The sequence below is a fragment of the Bradyrhizobium sp. AUGA SZCCT0177 genome (assembly GCF_018130125.1).
Classification (GTDB): Bacteria; Pseudomonadota; Alphaproteobacteria; order Rhizobiales; family Xanthobacteraceae; genus Bradyrhizobium.
The window spans coordinates 12437-31644 of record NZ_JAFCMA010000038.1; the positions used below are offsets into that span (position 1 = coordinate 12437).

Below are 19208 nucleotides of genomic sequence, written 5' to 3' on the forward strand. Positions count from 1 at the left end.
CTCAGGGAAAACCGCGTCGGCGCTCGCGCAGTTTGCGGAAGTCATCGCCTGCGTGGTGTGAGGAGCGTGTCAGCGGCGTGGCCGACACCAGCAGAAAGCCCTTGGCGTAGGCGATCTTTTGATAGGCCTCGAACTCGTCAGGGGGAACGAAGCGTGCGACCGCATGGTGCTTGCGCGTGGGCTGGAGATACTGGCCGATGGTCAGGAAATCGACGTCGGCGGAGCGCAGATCGTCCATCAATTGCAGCACCTCGCTCCGGTCTTCGCCGAGGCCGACCATGATTCCGGACTTGGTGAAGATCTGTGCGTCGAGTTCCTTCACGCGCTGCAGCAGCCGGACCGAATGGAAATAGCGCGCGCCCGGCCGCACCGTCAGATATTTCGACGGCACGGTCTCCAGATTATGGTTGAACACGTCGGGTTTCGCTGCAACCACCGTTTCGAGTGCGCCGCGCTTACGCAAGAAATCCGGGGTCAGGATTTCGACCGTCGTACCTGGGCTTGCCGCGCGGATGGCCGCAATCGTCGCGGCGAAATGCGCCGCACCTCCATCGGCAAGGTCGTCACGATCGACCGAGGTGACGACCACATGTTCCAGTCCCAGCTTGGCTACCGCTTCGGCGACCTTGACCGGTTCATCCGTATCGAGGGCACCCGGCAGGCCAGTGCGCACGTTGCAGAAAGCGCAGGCGCGCGTGCACGTGTCGCCCATGATCATGAAGGTCGCGTGTTTCTTCGCCCAGCACTCGCCAATGTTCGGACAACTGGCTTCCTCGCAGACGGTCACGAGCTTGTTCTCGCGCACGATGCGCTTCGTCTCGGCCCATTCGGCCGAGCCGGGAGCCTTGACGCGGATCCACGCAGGCTTGCTCTGCAAGGGCGTGTCGGGTCGTTTGGCTTTTTCGGGGTGACGCGGCTTGTCCGGCCGCATCCCGGCTCGCGGATCGCTGTTGAGGAGATCGAGTATGACGGTCATTTGGTCAGCCTCGTGAGTGCGGCAGCTCGCGGACATTCGGCTATCCAAACGAAGTTCGTCAATTCGATTCTTCGTCCTCCCACCAGCGACCCCTCGCGACCGGTCGCTGCGCTGCGCGGGCGCTGCTGCCTCGATCGCGCAGGCCGGTTTCGGACTTCGAGCCGTGCATTTGGAACCCGTCGCCGTTCCGGTCCGACATTTCGGGTGATCCGTCCGGGTGGTTTTCCGGAGCTTCAGACAGATTCGAGCCGATCGCCCCCGAGGGCGCGACGGCTTGCATCGCAATCTCAAGCAAAATGAACGGCATGCGCGCGATGGGCCGCGCTTTTCGTGGTCTGGCACGAATGCTGCTTAGGTAATCGGCAAAAGAAGCATCCGCAAAAGAAGCGGCAGCTCAAGAACAGACAAAGCGAGGGGACGTTCAGATGCCAGCCAGTATTCAACTCATCACCTAGAGCGCCAGGCGATATCGCCTGTGCGGCATTGCGCGTTTCCGCAGTACGCGGAGCGCAATGAACGTTGACGCTTGTTTTCGGCTTGGCCTGCAATGGAGAAGGTAATGAAGGTCGCGGACGCGCATGATCTGGATCCGCTGGAAACCCGGGAGTGGCTGGATGCCTTGTCGGCAGTCCGGGGCCATCGCGGCAACGAACGGGCCGAGTTTGTCGTCAATGCGGTGATCGACGCTGCGCGCAGCGGCGGCCTCGGCATTCAACAGACGTTGACCACGCCCTATTGCAACACGATTCCGGTGGACCAGCAGCCGGCGCTGCCGGGCGATCGCGCGATCGAACACAAGCTTCGCTCGATCATCCGGTGGAATGCGCTGGCCATCGTGCTGCGCGCCAACAAGGAGAGCTCGGAGCTTGGCGGCCACATCGCGAGCTTCCAGTCGGCGGCAACACTCTACGACATCGGCTTCGGCCATTTCTGGCACGCGCCGACCGAGAAGCATGGCGGCGACCTCATTTTCGTCCAGGGGCATTGTTCGCCGGGCATCTATGCGCGCGCCTTTCTCGAAGGCCGCTTGAGCGAGGAGCAATTGCTCGGCTTCCGGCAGGAGACCGCGGGCGGCGGATTGTCGAGCTATCCGCACCCCTGGCTGATGCCGGACTTCTGGCAGTTCCCAACGGTGTCGATGGGGCTTGGGCCGCTGATGGCGATCTATCAGGCGCGGTTCCTGAAATATCTGGAGAACCGCCATCTGGCCGAAACCGCCAATCGCAAGGTCTGGGCCTTCATGGGCGACGGCGAAACCGATGAGCCGGAATCGCTCGGCGCGATTTCGCTCGCCGGCCGCGAAAACCTCGACAATCTGATCTTCGTCATCAATTGCAACCTGCAGCGGCTCGACGGACCGGTCCGCGGCAACGGCAAGATCGTCCAGGAGCTCGAAAGCGTGTTCCGCGGCGCCGGCTGGAACGTCATCAAGGTGCTGTGGGGCTCGGGCTGGGACCGCCTGCTGCAGAAGGACAAGAGCGGGCGGCTGCTCCAGCTCATGGACGAATGCGTCGACGGCGAATACCAGGACTTCAAGAGCAAGAGCGGCGCTTACATTCGCGAGCACTTCTTCGGCAAATACGAGGAAACGAAGGAACTCGTTGCCGACATGAGCGACGACGATATCTGGGCGCTGGCGCGCGGCGGCCATGATCCGGAGAAGGTGTTCGCCGCCTACACCGCCGCCGTGAATCACAAGGGCCAGCCGACCGTCATCCTGCCGAAGACCGTCAAGGGTTTTGGCATGGGCGAATCCGGCGAAGGCCAGATGATCGCGCATCAGGCCAAGAAGATGACGCAGGATGCGCTGCGCGGCTTTCGCGATCGCTTCCAGGTGCCGGTCTCGGATGCGGACCTGAGCAAGGTTCCGTTCCTCCGTCTGCCGGAAGACAGCCCGGAGATGAAGTATTTCCACGCCCAGCGCGCAAAGCTCGGCGGCAGTCTGCCGCAGCGCCGGCGCAAATCCGCCTCCCTGCAAATTCCGCCGCTATCAACGTTCCAGCGGCTGCTCGACGCCAGCGGCGAGCGCGAAATTTCGACCACGATGGCCTTCGTGCAGATGCTCGGCACCCTCGTGCGCGACAGAGCGATCGGCAAGCACATCGTGCCGATCGTGCCGGACGAATCCCGCACCTTCGGCATGGAGGGCATGTTCCGCCAACTTGGCATCTACTCGTCGGTCGGTCAGCTCTACCGGCCGCAGGATGCAGACCAGCTGATGTATTACCGCGAGGACAAGAGCGGACAGGTGTTCCAGGAGGGCATCAACGAAGGCGGCGCGATGTCGAGCTGGATCGTCGCAGCGACGTCCTACTCGACCAACAACGTGCCGATGATCCCGTTCTACATCTATTATTCGATGTTCGGCCTGCAGCGCGTCGGCGATCTCGCCTGGCTCGCCGGCGACATGCGTGCCCGCGGCTTCCTGCTCGGTGGCACCGCCGGCCGCACCACGCTGAACGGCGAGGGCTTGCAGCATGAGGACGGCCACAGCCATTTGCTGGCCGCCACCATCCCGAACTGCATCTCGTACGATCCGACCTTTGCCTATGAGGTCGTGACTATCGTCCGCGAGGGTATGCGCCGCATGTATGAGGCGCAGGAGGACGTCTACTACTACATCACCCTGATGAACGAGAACTATCAGCACCCCGGGTTGGCCGAGGCCGGCAAGGGGGCGGAAGAAGGAATCCTCAAGGGGCTCTACCTCCTCAAGAACGGCGGCGAGACCGCGAAGAAGGGTCTGCGCGTCCAACTCATGGGCTCCGGCACCATCCTGCGCGAAGTGATCGCGGCCGCGGATCTGCTCAAGGCAGATTTCGGCGTCACCGCCGACGTCTGGAGCGCGACCAGCTTCAACGAACTGCGCCGCGACGGCATGGCGGCGGAGCGCTGGAATTTGCTGCATCCGACCGAGCAGCGCCGCAAGAGCTGGGTCGAGGCGCAACTTGAAGGCCATCCGGGGCCGGTCGTGGCGTCGACCGACTACATGCGCAGCTACTCCGACCAGATCCGGGAATATGTGCAGGCGGCCGGCCGTCGTTACGTCGTGCTCGGCACGGACGGTTTTGGCCGCAGCGACTATCGCGTGAAGCTGCGAAAATTCTTCGAGGTCGACCGGCATTACGTCGCCGTCGCCGCGCTCAAGGCGCTCGCTGACGACGGCGCGATCAAGCCGGCGATCGTGGCCGAAGCCATCGCCAAATACAAAATCGACGCCGGGCGTGCTGCGCCCTGGACCGTGTGAGCCAGCGGAGCCGAGGACAGAGCGATGAGTGGTCTGATCGACATCAAGGTTCCCGATATCGGTGACTTCAAGGACGTCCCGGTGATCGAAATCTTCGTCAAGCCGGGCGACAAGGTGAAGGCCGAAGATCCGCTGGTTGCGCTGGAGTCCGACAAGGCGACCATGGAAGTGCCGTCGCCGCGCGATGGCGTGGTGAAGTCGGTGGTCGTGAAGCTTGGCGACAAGGTCAGCGAAGGCACGGTGGTGGTGCAGTTCGAGGGCGCCGGCGCTGAACAAACCGAGGCGCGCCCGGTCGTCAGCGCTCCGCCGTCACCGGTCAGCGCACCGGCGGGTGTTGCCGAGGTGCGAGTCCCCGATATCGGCGACTTCAAGGACGTTCCGGTCATCGAAATCTTCGTCAAGGCGGGCGACAGCGTGAAAGCGGAGGATCCGCTGATCGCGCTCGAGTCGGACAAGGCGACGATGGAAGTGCCGGCGCCGCTCTCGGGCACCGTGCGCGAGATCAAGGTCAAGACCGGCGACAAGGTCAGCGAGGGTTCGATCATCCTGTCGCTCGCAACTGGCGCAGCACCTTTGCAGGCCGACATTCCTCCCGTGTCGTCGCCTGCGTCCTCGTCGGCCACCGCCGCTGGAACGGCGGTGGTCGGCGCCTTTGATGAAGGAAGCTTCGCGCTCGCCTATGCCGGTCCGGCCGTGCGCAAGCTGGCGCGCGAACGGGGTGTCGATCTCGGCAAGGTCAAGGGCTCGGGGAATCACGGCCGCATTCTGCGTGAAGACGTCGAGGCCTTCGGCAAAGGCGGAGCGGCGCCAGCCAAGCCGCAAGCAGCGACCGCCAGTGGGGGCGGCGTCGGCGGTATTGACCTTCTGCCCTGGCCCAAGGTCGATTTTGCGAAATACGGGCCGGTCGAACGCAAGGAACTCGGCCGCATCAAGAAGATCTCCGCGGCCAACCTGCACCGCAACTGGGTCGTCATCCCGCACGTCACGACCCACGACGAGGCTGACATCACCGATCTCGAACAATTCCGGGTGACGATGAACAAGGAGTTGGAGAAGAGCGGCGTCAAGCTCTCGCTCCTGCCGTTCATGGTGAAGGCCGCGGTCGCAACGCTGCAGAAGTTCCCGGAATTCAATGCCAGCCTCGACGGCGATGCGCTCGTCTACAAGAACTACTGGCACATCGGCTTTGCCGCGGACACGCCGAATGGCCTGATGGTGCCTGTCATCCGCGACGCCGACAAGAAATCGGTGCCGGAGATTGCCAAGGAGATGAACGCCCTCGCCAAGCTCGCGCGCGAAGGCAAGATCAAGCCCGACCAGATGCAGGGTGGGACGTTCTCGATCTCCTCGCTCGGCGGCATCGGCGGCATCTATTTCACGCCGATCATCAACGCGCCCGAAGTCGCGATCATGGGCGTCTGCAAGGGTTACTGGAAGCAGCACTCCTCCGACGGCAAGACATCGAACTGGCGGCTGACACTGCCGCTGTCGCTGTCCTGGGATCACCGTGTCATCGACGGTGCGGCGGCCGCGCGCTTCAACGTTTACTTCGCCAGCGTGCTCGCCGATCTGCGGCGCGTGCTGTTCTGAGATCGGGGGAAGCAGCATGGCACAGCAGATCGAAGTGAAGGTCCCCGATATCGGTGACTTCAAGGACGTTGCGGTGATCGAAGTGATGGTGAAGCCCGGCGAGACCGTCGCGGTCGACACCAGCCTCATCATGGTCGAGTCCGACAAGGCGTCGATGGAGATTCCGTCTTCCCACGCCGGCGTCGTGAAGGAAGTCAGGGTCAAGGTCGACGACAAGGTGAACGAAGGGTCGACCATCCTCGTGCTGGAGGCCGCAGGCGCCGCAGCAGCACCGACCCCCGCGCCGGTATCGCAGCCGGTCGCGGCCGTACCGCCAACGGTAGCGCCTGCCGCGGCATCCCATTCCGGCAAGGCGGACATCGAATGCGACGTAGTGGTGCTGGGCGCCGGTCCCGGTGGCTACTCAGCCGCCTTCCGCGCCGCCGATCTCGGCATGAAGACCGTGCTCGTCGAACGTTACGACACGCTCGGCGGCGTGTGCCTCAACGTCGGCTGCATCCCGAGCAAGGCGCTGCTGCATACGGCTTCCGTGGTGGACGAAGTCAGGCATCTTCCCGACCATGGCATTTCCTTTGGCCCGCCGCAGATCGACCTCGGCAAGCTGCGCGCGTTCAAGGACGGCGTGATCAAGAAGCTGACCGGCGGCCTTGCGGGCATGGCGAAGGCGCGCAAGGTCGAGGTTGCGACCGGCGTCGGTGCCTTCCTCGACCCACACCATCTCGAGATTGTCTCAGCCGGAGGCAAGAAGACGGTCAAGTTCGCCAACGCCATCATCGCCGCCGGCAGCGAGGCCGTGAAACTGCCGTTTCTGCCCGAAGATCCGCGCATCGTCGATTCGACCGGCGCGCTGCAGCTGAAATCAATCCCCAAGCGCATGCTGGTGATCGGTGGCGGCATCATCGGTCTCGAAATGGCGACGGTCTATTCGACGCTCGGCGCACGCATCGATGTTGTCGAAATGCTCGACGGGCTGATGCAGGGGGCCGACCGAGACCTGGTCAAGGTCTGGGAGAAGATGAACGCGGGCCGTTTCGACAAGGTCATGCTGAAGACCAAAACGGTGGGCGCGAAGGCGATCGAAGCCGGGATCGAGGTGAGCTTCGAGGGCGAGCAGGCGCCTTCCGGGCCGCAGGTCTATGACCTCGTTCTCGTGTCGGTCGGCCGCAGCCCGAATGGCAAGCAGATCGGGGCCGAGAAGGCCGGCATCGCGGTGACCGAGCGAGGCTTCATCGACGTCGACAGGCAGATGCGCACCAACGTGGCGCACATCTTCGCGATCGGAGACATCGTCGGCCAGCCGATGCTTGCGCACAAGGCGGTGCATGAGGCTCATGTGGCTGCAGAAGTCGCGCATGGCGAGAAGTCGTATTTCGATGCGCGGCAGATTCCGTCTGTCGCCTACACCGATCCTGAGGTAGCCTGGGCCGGGAAGACCGAGGAGCAGTGCAAGGCCGAGGGTCTCAAGGTCGGCAAGGCGGTGTTTCCATGGGCGGCGTCGGGCCGCGCTATCGCCAACGGCCGCGACGAGGGTTTTACCAAGCTGCTGTTCGATACGGCGACCCATCGCGTGGTCGGCGGCGGCATCGTCGGCACGCATGCCGGCGATCTCATCAGCGAGATCTGCCTTGCGATCGAGATGGGCTGCGAGCCGGCCGATATAGGCAAGACCATTCACCCGCACCCGACCCTCGGCGAGTCGATCGGCATGGCGGCTGAGGTGTTCGAGGGTCATTGCACCGACTTGCCACCGCAAAAGAAGAAGTGACGTTGAAGACCAACCAATTGTCAGAAGCGGGGCGCGGTTGAAGTGAAGGAGACAGTCATGGTTTCAAAAGCGTGGCGAGTTCTTGTCCTTCTCGCATTTGTTCTGCTTCCGCCCAGATTGGCGTCGGCGGCGGAGGCGCATTGGCCCGAGACGCTTACTCTCGGCACCGCGTCGGAAGGCGGCACCTACTACGCCTATGGTGAAGGGCTGGCTCGATTGCTCTCGCGAGAACTCGGCATCGCGGTGGTGGCGCGACCGACTGGCGGCCCGGTCGAGAATATCAAGCTGCTCGAGACCGGCGAAATTCAGCTGGCCTTCGTCACACAGGGCGTGGCGTTGCAAGCCTGGAACGCCGGCGCTGCCTGGACCGATGGGCGGCAATACCGAAACATGCGCGCCATGTTCGCGATGTATGATACGCCGTTTCAGTTTCAGGTGCTCAGTGAATCGCCGATTCAATCGTTTGCCGAATTCGCCGGCAAGCGTATCGGTGTCGGGCCCGAGGGCGGCACCACCGCCGCCTACTTTCCCGAGTTCCTCAAGGCGCTGAAGATCGAAGCCACCCTGGTTCACGGCGATTGGGCGGAGCTCGCGGAAAAGTCGCTGGCGCGAAGCATCGATGCGCTCGCGGTTGGCGCCGGCGTGCCGGTTCCGGTATTTATCGATATCGAGCGCAAGGCGAAGGTGCGCTACCTCCCTCTCACGCGGCAGGAGATCGCAACACTGCGCCTGACGATGCCGGAACTCTCCGCATCCGTTGTTGCGGCGGGTTCGTATCCGACTTTGCGGCGCCGGTACGACACGATCGGCCTTTTCAACTTTGCCGTAGCGCACAAGGATTTGCCGAACGATCTGGTCACAGCCATCGTCGACACAGTGTTCGCCAATAACGAGCGGCTGGTCGAAGTTCATCCGGCGGCGGCGGAAACGATCCCCTCCAACATCATGCGCAACAATTTCATTCCGCTTCATGGCGGCGCGGTCAGTTGGTATCGCAGCAGGGTTACGCCCGGGGTTGTGCATTCAGATTGAGAAACAGTCCTTAGGGAAGGAATAGGATATGGCAACAGCAGCAACGACAGGCGGTCACCATTCCGCAAAATGGTATCAGCACCTCTATGTGCAGGTTCTGGCTGCAATCACGGCCGGCGTCCTACTGGGCCATTTTTATCCTCAGCTTGGCGAGCAGATGAAGCCGCTCGGCGATGCGTTCATCAAATGCATCAAGATGATCATCGCGCCGATCATCTTCTTCACCGTTGTGCATGGTATCGCCAGCATGCGCGACATGAAGAAGGTCGGACGTGTTGGCTTGAAGGCATTGATCTATTTCGAAGTTTTGACGACAGCTGCGCTGATCATCGGGCTTATCGTTATCAATTTGTGGAAGCCTGGCGTCGGCATGAACCTCGATCTGTCGACCGTTGACACAAAATCGATCGCGGCCTTCACTGCGAAAGCGAAGGAGCAGGGCACGGTCCAGTTTCTGATGGACATTATCCCGTCGACCGTCGTCGGCGCGTTTGCCAACGGCGAAATCCTGCAGGTGTTGTTCTTCGCAATCCTGTTTGCATTTGGCCTGCAAGCTCTCGGTCATCACGGTGAGGGCGTGCTGCGGCTGATTGATGTCGTGAGCCACGTGTTCTTCAAGATCGTAGGCTACATCATGAAACTTGCGCCGATCGGAGCGTTCGGCGCAATGGCGTTCACGATCGGCAAGTATGGCGTGGCGACGCTGATCTCGCTGGCAAACTTCATGTTGGCGTTTTACGTAACATGCTTGCTGTTCGTCTTCGTCGTGCTTGGCTCCGTTGCGGCCCTTAGCGGCTTTTCGATCTTCAAGTTCATCCGTTACATCAAGGAAGAACTCCTGATCGTGCTTGGCACTTCGTCATCGGAATCAGTGCTGCCGCGCATGATCGCCAAGACCGAAAATCTTGGCTGCGAAAAGTCGGTCGTCGGATTGGTTATTCCGACCGGTTATTCGTTCAACCTCGATGGCACTTGTATTTACCTGACAATGGCGGCGATCTTCCTGGCGCAAGCGACGAACACGCCCCTGACGATCTGGCAAGAGCTCGGCATCATCGGCGTTCTGCTCCTTACGTCCAAGGGCGCCGCCGGTGTCACGGGATCCGGCTTCATCGTCCTGGCCGCAACACTTGCATCGGTCGGGACAATTCCGGTCGCGAGCATCGCCTTGATCCTTGGCATTGACCGCTTCATGTCGGAGGCGCGCGCGCTCACCAACCTCATAGGAAATGGCGTTGCGACGGTGGTCGTCGCCAAATGGGAAGGGGCGCTCGACGAAAGAATGCTTCATCGACGTCTGAACCAGGAGAGCGATGTCGAAGCTGATGATCCGGAGTCCGTAAAGATTGCGGATGACGAGATAGAGGCAGGCGCGCCCCGGCCAGTCGTCGCTTGATCCTGGAAACGGCAGAGGCTGCCAGCCTGGAGCCTGTTACCGCGCTTGGCAACGGCTTGGGAAGCGCAGGGAACACTAAAAGAGGAGTTGAATATGACTGATGTAGTGATTGTGTCCGCCGCGCGGACGCCGGTTGGTTCTTTCAATGGAGCGTTCGGCTCGCTGACTGCCCACGAACTGGGGGCTGTGGCGATCAAGGGCGCGCTGGAGCGCGCCAAGGTCTCGCCGGAAGAAGTCGATGAAGTGATCCTGGGCCAGGTCCTATCCGGCGGCGAGGGACAAAATCCGGCGCGGCAGGCCGCCATGGCGGCCGGCATTCCGCAGGAGAAGACGGCGTGGGGCATGAACCAGCTTTGCGGTTCGGGCTTGCGGTCGGTGGCGCTCGGCCTTCAGCAGATCGCCAACGGGGATGCAAAGGTCATTGTCGCCGGCGGCATGGAGTCGATGTCGATGGCGCCGCATCTGTCGCACATGCGGAACGGCACCAAGATGGGCGACACCAAGTTTATCGACTCCATGCTAAAGGACGGCCTGCTCGATGCGTTCCACGGCTATCACATGGGAGTCACCGCGGAGAACATCGCCACCAAATGGCAGATCACCCGGGAAGAGCAGGACGCGTTCGCCACCAGTTCGCAGAACAAGGCCGAGGATGCGCAGAAGGCCGGCCGGTTCAAGGACGAGATCATTCCCGTCACCGTCAAGACCAGGAAGGGCGACGTCGTCGTCGACCAGGACGAATATATCCGCCCGGGCACGACACAGGACGCGCTCGCGAAGCTGAAGCCCGCCTTTAACAAGGAGGGCAGCGTGACCGCCGGCAATGCTTCCGGTCTCAACGACGGCGCGGCCGCGCTGGTGCTGATGAGCGCCGATGAAGCCAAAAAACGCGGCCTCACGCCGCTTGCCAGGATCGTCTCCTGGGCGACCGCGGGCGTCGATCCCGCGGTCATGGGGTCGGGCCCAATTCCGGCGTCACGCAAGGCGCTTGAAAAGGCCGGATGGAAGGTTGGGGATCTCGATCTCGTCGAGGCCAACGAGGCCTTCGCGGCGCAAGCGATCGCCGTCAACAAGGACATGGGCTGGGATCCGTCGATCGTGAACGTGAACGGTGGCGCCATCGCCATCGGGCATCCGATCGGCGCATCCGGCGCGCGCGTTTTGACGACGCTGTTGTTCGAGATGCAGAAGCGTGGCGCCAAGAAAGGCCTTGCCACGCTGTGCATTGGCGGCGGCATGGGCGTCGCCCTGACGGTCGAGCGTTAGACCGGCGGACGGGCCGGTCGTTCCGGCCGGAGCGAGGCGCGGACGGCACCGGGCCGCCCGCGAATGACAACGGCTCCCAGAGAGCCGGCAAATACAAGTTCAACCGATCAAAATCAGGAGGAGACCATGTCCAGAGTTGCGGTAGTGACGGGCGGTACGCGAGGCATAGGTGAGGCGATCTCGATCGCGCTCAAGGCGGCCGGCTACAAGGTGGCTGCGAGCTATGCCGGCAATGATGAGGCGGCCGCGAAGTTCAAGGGGGAGACCGGCATCAACGTCTACAAATGGGACGTGTCAAGCTACGACGCCTGCGTCGCAGGACTCAAGCAGGTCGAGGCCGATCTGGGCCCGGTGGATGTACTGGTCAACAACGCCGGCATCACCAAGGACGGCATGTTCCACAAGATGACGCCGGACCAATGGTATGCCGTCATCAACACCAACCTGAACTCGCTGTTCAACATGACGAGGCCGGTGTGGGAAGGAATGCGCGAGCGCAAGTTCGGCCGCGTGATCTGCATTTCCTCGATCAACGGCCAGAAGGGCCAGATGGGCCAGGTCAACTACTCCGCCGCCAAGGCAGGTGACATGGGCTTCGTGAAGGCGCTGGCCCAGGAGGGGGCTCGCTCCGGCATCACCGTCAACACCATCTGTCCCGGCTACATCGCCACCGAGATGGTCAAGGCGATCAACCCCGAGGTCGTGGCCAAGAACATCCTTCCTCTGATCCCGGTCGGCCGTCTGGGCGAACCGCACGAAATCGCGCGCACGGTGCTGTTCCTGGCATCCGACGATGCCGGCTTCATCACGGGCTCGACGATATCCGCAAACGGCGGCCAGAGCATGGTCTGAGGCACCGCTATGTCGATGCAGCCACAAGGGGATCTGACGACGCGAACGCTCGCCATGCCTGCGGATGCAAATCCGAGCGGCGATATCTTCGGCGGCTGGGTGCTTTCCCAAATGGATATCGCGGGTGGCATCCATGCCGGCCAGCGCGCTCAGGGGCGCGTCGCGACGGTTGCGATCGAGGCGATGCACTTCATCAAGCCGGTCCATGTCGGAGACGTTCTGTGCGTTTACGCCGCGGCCGAGCGTGTGGGGCGGACTTCGCTGGCGATCCGCCTGGAGGCCTGGGCGCTGCGCCGCCGCCTGGGGGACCGTGTGAAGGTGACCGAAGGCATCTTTACGTTCGTCGCGCTCGACGCCGAAGGACGACCGTCGCCGATCGCAAACGTGACCGACGCCGCTGCCACAAATCAACACCGCACCAATCACTCATGAAGGAGACGGACATGTCTGACAACAAGTCAATGCCGGGCGCAGATTGGGGCCTCCCCGGGTTCGACTTCGCCAAGCTCATCGAATCCTGCCAGATCAGCGGCGTCGACATGATGTCGTTGATCGACATGGAGAAGAAGAACATCGACGCGCTCACCGAGGTCAATCGTTCGGCATATGAGAGCTGGCGAAACCTGATGGCACGGCAGACCGAGGTTTTCCAGGAAACCATGAAGGCGATCGCCGCCGAGGCAAGCAACGAAACCGTTGCGGGACGGCGCACTGAAATCGCCCGGCTGGGATTCGAGCAAGCTCTCGCCAACATGCGCCAGCTCGCCGAGACCGCGACCGAGTCCCAGAAGCAGACGATCGAAATATTGCGCCGGCGCTTCGAGGAAGGGATGGCCGCGATGCGCGCCCGTGGCGGAAGCGCCTGAGAGCCGCTAACCGAGCAAGAGCAGGAGAGGGGGCGCATCCGCCTCTCGAACCAAGGGTAGAATCGGGGAATATGATGGATCAGGATCTGAGGGAAGCCGCACTCGAATATCATCGCTTGCCGAGGCCGGGGAAGATCTCCGTCGTGCCGACCACGGCGATGGCAACGCAGCGCGATCTGGCCCTGGCGTATTCACCTGGCGTGGCGGAACCTTGCCTGGTCATTGCCAAGGATCCGTTGCAGGCCGATGAACTGACGGCGCGCAGCAACCTCGTGGCCGTCGTCACCAACGGCACCGCCGTGCTTGGTCTCGGCAATATTGGCCCGCTGGCGAGCAAGCCGGTCATGGAAGGCAAGGCGTGCCTGTTCAAGAAGTTCGCCGGGATCGATGTATTCGATATCGAACTCGCCGAGGAAGACCCTGACGCGCTGATCGAAACGATCGCCAGGATGGAGCCGACCTTCGGCGGCATCAACCTGGAGGACATCAAGGCGCCGGAATGCTTCTACATCGAACAGAAGCTCCGCGAGCGAATGAAGATTCCGGTCTTTCACGATGACCAGCACGGCACTGCGATCATCGCGGCGGCGGCAATCCTCAACGGGTTGAAGCTGGTCAAGAAGGACATTGCCGACGTCAAGCTGGTGTGCTCCGGAGCCGGTGCGGCGGCGCTGGCATGTCTCGATCTCATCGTCAGCCTTGGCCTGCGGCACGACCGTATCATCGTGACCGACGCAAAAGGCGTCGTCTATGCGGGCCGCACGGAGGGCATGGACGACAACAAGGCGCGCTATGCGGTGAAAACGGAGGCGCGAAAGCTGGGCGAGATCGTTCAGGACGCTGACATCTTCCTCGGCCTGTCGGCCGGCAATGTGCTGACGCCCGACATGGTCAAGAAGATGGCGCGAGATCCCCTGATCTTCGCCATGGCCAACCCGATCCCCGAAATCATGCCGGAGGACGCGCTGGCCGTTCGTCCCGATGCGATCATCGGGACAGGGCGTTCGGACTACCCCAACCAGATCAACAATGTCCTGTGCTTCCCGTTCATCTTCAGGGGCGCGCTGGATTGCGGGGCGACCACCATCAACGAGGAGATGAAGCTTGCGACGGTCCGCGCGCTTGCGGATCTGGCCATGACCGAAGTGCCCGAGGTGGTCGCCGCCGCATACAAGGGGGAGGGGCTTCGCTTTGGCCGCGACTATCTCATTCCAAAGCCGTTCGACCCGCGTCTCATCGAAATGATCGCGCCGGCGGTAGCCAAGGCTGCCGCCGACACTGGCGTCGCCAGGCGTCCGATCGCCGATATGGAGGCCTATCGTCAGAAACTCGGTCGGTTCGTCTACCAGTCCGGCAACGCGATGCAGCCGGTTTTCTCGGTGGCGAAGGGAAGCGGCAAATCGCTCCTGCTGGTGGAAGGCGAGGATGAACGGGTGCTGCGCGCGGCACAAGTCGTCGTCGACGAGAGGATTGCAAGACCGCTGCTTCTCGGCCGGCCGTCGACGATCGAGGAGCGAATCAGGGCCTTCGGTCTCCGGCTCGAGCCGGGTAACGACTGCGAGATCATTGATCCGCATGATGCGCAGGTCTATTCCAAGTGCGCGGACGTCTACCATGCGAGCAGGAAGCGCGATGGTGTGTCGGCCGCGCTGGCGCTGTCGGAGACACGGAGCAATGCGACGGTGCTCGCATCGATCCTGCTCGATAGGGGCGTCGGCGATGCGATGCTGTGCGGGGTTATCGGAAGGACCGCCGATCACCTTGCCGCCATACGCAACGTGATCGGGACGCGGGAGAACGTGCGGACGCTTGCAGTAATGCAGATGCTCATTCTGCAGCAGCATCAGCTGTTCATTTGCGATACCCACTGCAATCTCAGCCCGACCGCCGAGCAGGTCGCCGACATTGCGTTGCTGGCGGCTGCCGAGGTCAGGCGGTTTGGCGTCACGCCGAGGGTTGCGCTGTTGTCGCATTCGAGCTTCGGTAGTTCGGCCGTCCCGGAGGCGCACAAGATGCGGGAGGCGCGCGCAATCATTCGCGAGCGATCGCCCGATCTTGCCGTGGAAGGCGAGATGCGCGGGGATGCCGCGCTGTCGCAGTCGGTACTTGATCACGAGTTTCCCGATTCCGGCTTCGTGGGTCCGGCGAATGTGCTGGTGATGCCGAATCTCGACGCCGCCAACATCTCCTACAATTTGTTGCGGATGGCCGCGGGCCAGGGACTGACGGTCGGCGGCATCCTGCTGGGGGCGGCAAAGTCGGCCCACATTCTCACGCCATCGTCGACGGTCCGGCGAATCGTGAACATGGCCGCCGTCGCCGTCGCAGATGCAGTCTCCGAGAGAGCCTGATCAGGAGGACGCGTTTGGGCGGGTTGTGAACTGATCGGTCGAGGCCATCATGAGTGAGCCACAGTTGGGAAAGTCCCGCATCGTGATCGTCGGAGGCGGAGCCGGCGGATTGGAGCTGGCGACGCGCCTTGGCGACAAGTACGGACGCAAGGGAAAGCTCGACATCACGCTGATCGAGCGAAAGCGCACGCACGTGTGGAAGCCGAAGCTGCACGAAATTGCCGCCGGTAGCATGGATATCGCCGCCCACGAGGTCGATTATCTTGCCCAATCCTACTGGCATGGCTTTCGCTACCGGATCGGGGAGATGATCGGGATCGATCGGGATCGCCGTCAGGTGCAGGTGGCGCCGTATTTCGACGCCGAGGGCCGCGAGGTTACCCCGAAGCGGGCCTTTGACTATGACGTCCTCGTGGTCGCCGTCGGAAGCCAGAACAACGACTTTGGCACGCCCGGAGTCGCGGATCATGCGATCAAGCTCGAATCGCAGTCGGACGCACGTCGGTTCCACGAAAGAATGGTCAATGCATGTATCCGCGCGCATGCCCAATCGGCGCCTCTGGGAGCGCACCAGTTGAAAGTCGCAATCATCGGGGCCGGTGCGACCGGCGTCGAGCTTGCGGCCGAGCTCCACAGAACAACGCGCGAAGTGGTGGCGTATGGCCTCGATCAGGTTGATCCCCAAAAGGACATCAGGATCACGCTGATCGAAGCCGCCGAACGGGTGCTGCCCGCCTTGCCCGAACGGGTTTCGAAAGAGACGGAAAAGTTGCTTGTCAGGCTCGGTGTCAATCTGCTGGTGGGGGCCAAGGTCTCCGAGGTCGGGTCCGACCAGGTGAACCTGACGGACGGCCGGACGATTCCCGCCGAATTGATAGTCTGGGCTGCGGGCGTCAAGGCGCCCGACGTCCTGAAGGATATCGCCGGCCTCGAAACCAACCGCATCAATCAGCTCGTGGTTCGGCCGACGCTGCAGACAACGCGCGACGACGGCATCTTTGCCATCGGCGACTGCGCGGCCTGCTCATGGGGCGAGCGCGGCAATGTGCCGCCTCGCGCACAGGCGGCTCACCAGCAGGCCTCTCACCTGTATTCACAGATTCCGCGCTATCTGCGCGGCGAGCCGCTCAAGCCCTATCGCTACAGGGACTTCGGATCACTGGTGTCGCTCGGCGAATTCAGCACGGTCGGCTCGATGATGGGAGCGCTCGTGGGCGGCAATCTGGTCTTCGCAGGTATCTTCGCGCGGATGATGTACCTGTCGCTCTACAAGATGCACGAACACGCGTTGCATGGTTCGGTGAAGGTGGCGCTCGACACGCTGGCCCGCCTGATCACCCGGCGCACCGAGCCGCACGTGAAGCTCCATTGATTGCAGGGCATGGATGGGATGGGTGCTGTGTCGGCCGTTGTGCACTGGATTGGGGGTGAGGCACTGCGCCGAACCTGGAGGGAATGCTGATGGACGTCGTGGTCCTTGCGCGCATCCAGTTCGCCGCCAATATCACGTTCCACATTCTGTTTCCCTCGATTTCGATCGCGCTGGGGTGGGTTCTGCTGTTTTTTCGGTTGAAGCACCTGCGCGCGACCGACCCGCAGAAAAAACTGGATTGGTTGCGCGCCTACCGGCTGTGGACAAAAATATTCGCCCTGACATTCGCGCTCGGGGTCGTCAGCGGCGTCACCATGAGCTTCCAGTTCGGCACCAACTGGCCGGGCTACATGGAGCGCGTCGGCAATATCGCCGGCCCGCTACTCGGCTATGAAGTGCTGACCGCATTTTTTCTGGAAGCGGGTTTTCTTGGCGTGATGCTGTTCGGCCACCGCCGGGTAGGGGAGATGATCCACCTTGGGTCGACCTTCCTGGTCGCATTCGGCACAATGCTGAGCGCATTCTGGATCCTTGCCTTGAATTCATGGATGCAGACGCCGGCGGGCTACGAGATCGTCGACGGCCAGTTTCACGCGCGGAACTGGCTGGAAATCATCTTCAACCCGTCCTTCCCGTACCGCTTCGTTCATATGATGCTGGCATCCGCGCTGACCTGCGCGTTCCTGCTGATCGGGATTAGCGCCTGGCAGATCCTGAAAGGTGTCGCGACGGCCAGTGCGTCGCGCGTGCTGCGGACCGGGCTGGTATTCGCCTCCCTGGCTATACCGGCGCAAATAGTGGCGGGTGATCTTCACGGGCTCAATACCCTCCAGCATCAGCCGCAGAAGATCGCAGCGATGGAAGGTATCTGGGAAACAACGCGGGGAGCCCCGCTTCTGTTGTTTGCGATCCCGGATGACGCGACGCGAACGAACCGCTTCGAACTGGCGGTGCCGAAACTCGCGAGTCTGATCCTCCGGCACGATGCTGACGGCGAAATCAAGGGGCTGAACGAGTTTCCATCGGCCCATCCGCCGGTCTTTCCGGTGTTCTGGTGCTTCCGGATCATGGTGGGGACTGGCATCCTGATGCTGCTGGTCAGCTGGATCGGCTTGTGGCGGCATTGGCGCGATGGCTGGGATTTCGCCCGGATGCCGCGGCCGATGCTCAAGCTGTTCGCCGCGATGACCTTTTCAGGTTGGGTCGCGACCATCGCCGGATGGTACGTCACGGAGATCGGACGCCAGCCCTTCATCGTTGCCGGCCTCCTTCGGACCAGCGACGTCGCCTCTCGTGTTCCGTCGTCGAGCATTGCCCTGACGCTCGGCATCTACATTGCGGTCTATCTGGCGCTGCTCGTCGCCTATGTCGGCGTGCTGAAGCACATGTCGGAAACATCGGAAAAGAAGCCGGGCATGATCACATCGGAAGGCTTGGCGGAGAGCCCGCAGGACTATCAGCGCCGGGGAGAATTCGCATGATTTCGATGTCGTTCGACGAACTGCTCCCACTGATCTTCATCGGGTTGATGGGGGTGTCGCTGCTCGTCTACGTCGTGAGCGACGGATACGATCTCGGGGTCGGCATGCTGATGCATCGGGCGACGCCCGAAGAGCGGGATACCATGGTCGCATCCATCGGTCCGTTCTGGGATGCCAACGAAACCTGGCTGGTTCTTGGCGTCGGCCTGCTCCTTGTCGCTTTCCCCAAGGCGCATGGGTTGGTCCTGTCGGAACTGTACCTGCCGACTGCCCTCATGCTGGTTGGCCTGATCCTGCGCGGCGCAGCTTTCGATTTCAGGGTCAAGGGCAAGGCCAGCCGGAAGGCGATGTGGGACCGCCTCTTCATCGCGGGGTCAATGCTTGCGTCCGTGTGCCAGGGCTGGATGCTTGGTCGCTATATCAGCGGCTTCGGTGAGGGCTGGAACTATCCAATCTTTGCAGGCGCCATTGCGGTAGCGCTGCCGATGGCATACGCGCTGCTCGGTGCGACATGGCTGGTGATGAAGACGGATGGCCAGCTCCAGGACAAGGCGATCGAGTGGAGCAAGATCGCCTGGCCACCCATGGTCGTGGGCTTGATACTGATCTCGATGGCAACGCCGTGGATCAGCGAGACTGTTCGTGTCAGGTGGCTTACCTTGCCGGCGATGATTGCGGTGGCGTCGATCCCGATCACGACGGGCATTGCGCTGCTGACGGCGCGCCTCCTGCTCGGGTCGCCGGCCGTACGCGGCAGCCTGTGCTGGCTGCCCTTCGCATTGCTGGTGCTCGTCTTCTTCCTGAGCTTCCTCGGCCTCAGCTACAGCATCTATCCGTTCGTGGTGATCGACAGGCTTACCGTCTGGCAGGCCGCCAGCAGCCCCGAATCGCTCAAGATCATCCTGATCGGCGTTTGCGTCACGTTGCCTGTCATTATCGCCTACACCGGATTTTCCTATCGCGTATTCCGGGGCAAGACCATAGAGTTAGACTATGCATGAGCGGTCGTCCGTC

The 19208-nt window shown here is 62.2% G+C and carries 14 protein-coding genes; 13 read left to right on the forward strand and 1 reads right to left on the reverse strand.

Annotation, left to right across the window (positions count from 1 at the left end; all coding sequences use genetic code 11):
- Window position 1: 1 nt before the first annotated feature.
- Window positions 2–976 (reverse strand): lipoyl synthase, encoded by a 975-nt coding sequence (lipA, locus tag JQ597_RS32015; RefSeq protein WP_212269423.1) that lies wholly within the window; start codon window positions 974–976, stop codon window positions 2–4.
- Window positions 977–1535: 559 nt separating this feature from the next.
- On the opposite strand from lipA, the gene aceE reads away from it, so the two are divergent.
- The 13 genes from aceE (at window position 1536) to JQ597_RS32080 (ending at window position 19195) form a co-directional block, all read left to right on the forward strand.
- Window positions 1536–4223, forward strand: coding sequence for a pyruvate dehydrogenase (acetyl-transferring), homodimeric type (gene aceE / locus JQ597_RS32020; RefSeq protein ID WP_502754736.1), 2688 nt, complete (start codon window positions 1536–1538; stop codon window positions 4221–4223).
- Between the two features lie 24 nt (window positions 4224–4247).
- Window positions 4248–5813, forward strand: a complete 1566-nt coding sequence (locus JQ597_RS32025) for a dihydrolipoyllysine-residue acetyltransferase (RefSeq protein WP_212269425.1) — start codon at window positions 4248–4250, stop codon at window positions 5811–5813.
- Window positions 5814–5829: 16 nt separating this feature from the next.
- On the forward strand, window positions 5830–7578 hold the full coding sequence (lpdA, locus tag JQ597_RS32030; protein ID WP_212269426.1) for a dihydrolipoyl dehydrogenase: 1749 nt from the start codon (window positions 5830–5832) through the stop codon (window positions 7576–7578).
- A 57-nt stretch (window positions 7579–7635) separates the two neighbouring features.
- A complete protein-coding gene (locus tag JQ597_RS32035) occupies window positions 7636–8610 on the forward strand; it encodes a TAXI family TRAP transporter solute-binding subunit (protein WP_212269427.1) in 975 nt (324 codons plus the stop codon).
- Window positions 8611–8638: 28 nt separating this feature from the next.
- Window positions 8639–10006 (forward strand): dicarboxylate/amino acid:cation symporter, encoded by a 1368-nt coding sequence (locus tag JQ597_RS32040; protein WP_212269428.1) that lies wholly within the window; start codon window positions 8639–8641, stop codon window positions 10004–10006.
- Window positions 10007–10099: 93 nt separating this feature from the next.
- A complete protein-coding gene (locus JQ597_RS32045) occupies window positions 10100–11272 on the forward strand; it encodes an acetyl-CoA C-acetyltransferase (protein WP_212269429.1) in 1173 nt (390 codons plus the stop codon).
- A gap of 126 nt (window positions 11273–11398) precedes the next feature.
- Window positions 11399–12124, forward strand: coding sequence for an acetoacetyl-CoA reductase (phbB, locus tag JQ597_RS32050; protein ID WP_212269430.1), 726 nt, complete (start codon window positions 11399–11401; stop codon window positions 12122–12124).
- 54 nt (window positions 12125–12178) lie between these two features.
- Window positions 12179–12556 (forward strand): acyl-CoA thioesterase, encoded by a 378-nt coding sequence (locus tag JQ597_RS32055; protein ID WP_249148374.1) that lies wholly within the window; start codon window positions 12179–12181, stop codon window positions 12554–12556.
- A gap of 11 nt (window positions 12557–12567) precedes the next feature.
- Window positions 12568–12990 carry a TIGR01841 family phasin gene (gene phaP / locus JQ597_RS32060; protein WP_212269432.1) on the forward strand — a complete coding sequence of 141 codons (423 nt, stop codon included), beginning with the start codon at window positions 12568–12570 and terminating at the stop codon, window positions 12988–12990.
- A 74-nt stretch (window positions 12991–13064) separates the two neighbouring features.
- Entirely contained in the window at window positions 13065–15341 is a 2277-nt protein-coding gene (locus tag JQ597_RS32065) for an NADP-dependent malic enzyme (RefSeq protein WP_212269433.1), read from the forward strand.
- Window positions 15342–15390: 49 nt separating this feature from the next.
- A complete protein-coding gene (locus tag JQ597_RS32070; protein ID WP_212269434.1) occupies window positions 15391–16713 on the forward strand; it encodes an NAD(P)/FAD-dependent oxidoreductase in 1323 nt (440 codons plus the stop codon).
- An 89-nt stretch (window positions 16714–16802) separates the two neighbouring features.
- Window positions 16803–18194 carry a cytochrome ubiquinol oxidase subunit I gene (locus JQ597_RS32075; RefSeq protein WP_212269435.1) on the forward strand — a complete coding sequence of 464 codons (1392 nt, stop codon included), beginning with the start codon at window positions 16803–16805 and terminating at the stop codon, window positions 18192–18194.
- Entirely contained in the window at window positions 18191–19195 is a 1005-nt protein-coding gene (locus tag JQ597_RS32080; protein ID WP_312011863.1) for a cytochrome d ubiquinol oxidase subunit II, read from the forward strand. The genes JQ597_RS32075 and JQ597_RS32080 overlap by 4 nt, the downstream gene beginning before the upstream one ends.
- The last annotated feature ends 13 nt before the right edge of the window (window positions 19196–19208 follow it).

Excerpts from the sequence above, each read along its gene's own strand:
- JQ597_RS32065 (WP_212269433.1), top strand. The coding sequence starts at position 13,065 with ATGGATCAGGATCTGAGGGAAGCCGCACTCGAATATCATCGCTTGCCG.
- lipA (WP_212269423.1), bottom strand. The coding sequence starts at position 976 with ATGACCGTCATACTCGATCTCCTCAACAGCGATCCGCGAGCCGGGATG.
- JQ597_RS32045 (WP_212269429.1), top strand. The coding sequence starts at position 10,100 with ATGACTGATGTAGTGATTGTGTCCGCCGCGCGGACGCCGGTTGGTTCT.
- JQ597_RS32055 (WP_249148374.1), top strand. The coding sequence starts at position 12,179 with ATGCCTGCGGATGCAAATCCGAGCGGCGATATCTTCGGCGGCTGGGTG.
- JQ597_RS32070 (WP_212269434.1), top strand. The coding sequence starts at position 15,391 with ATGAGTGAGCCACAGTTGGGAAAGTCCCGCATCGTGATCGTCGGAGGC.
- phaP (WP_212269432.1), top strand. The coding sequence starts at position 12,568 with ATGTCTGACAACAAGTCAATGCCGGGCGCAGATTGGGGCCTCCCCGGG.
- JQ597_RS32035 (WP_212269427.1), top strand. The coding sequence starts at position 7,636 with ATGGTTTCAAAAGCGTGGCGAGTTCTTGTCCTTCTCGCATTTGTTCTG.
- JQ597_RS32025 (WP_212269425.1), top strand. The coding sequence starts at position 4,248 with ATGAGTGGTCTGATCGACATCAAGGTTCCCGATATCGGTGACTTCAAG.
- aceE (WP_502754736.1), top strand. The coding sequence starts at position 1,536 with ATGAAGGTCGCGGACGCGCATGATCTGGATCCGCTGGAAACCCGGGAG.
- lpdA (WP_212269426.1), top strand. The coding sequence starts at position 5,830 with ATGGCACAGCAGATCGAAGTGAAGGTCCCCGATATCGGTGACTTCAAG.
- JQ597_RS32040 (WP_212269428.1), top strand. The coding sequence starts at position 8,639 with ATGGCAACAGCAGCAACGACAGGCGGTCACCATTCCGCAAAATGGTAT.
- phbB (WP_212269430.1), top strand. The coding sequence starts at position 11,399 with ATGTCCAGAGTTGCGGTAGTGACGGGCGGTACGCGAGGCATAGGTGAG.
- JQ597_RS32075 (WP_212269435.1), top strand. The coding sequence starts at position 16,803 with ATGGACGTCGTGGTCCTTGCGCGCATCCAGTTCGCCGCCAATATCACG.
- JQ597_RS32080 (WP_312011863.1), top strand. The coding sequence starts at position 18,191 with ATGATTTCGATGTCGTTCGACGAACTGCTCCCACTGATCTTCATCGGG.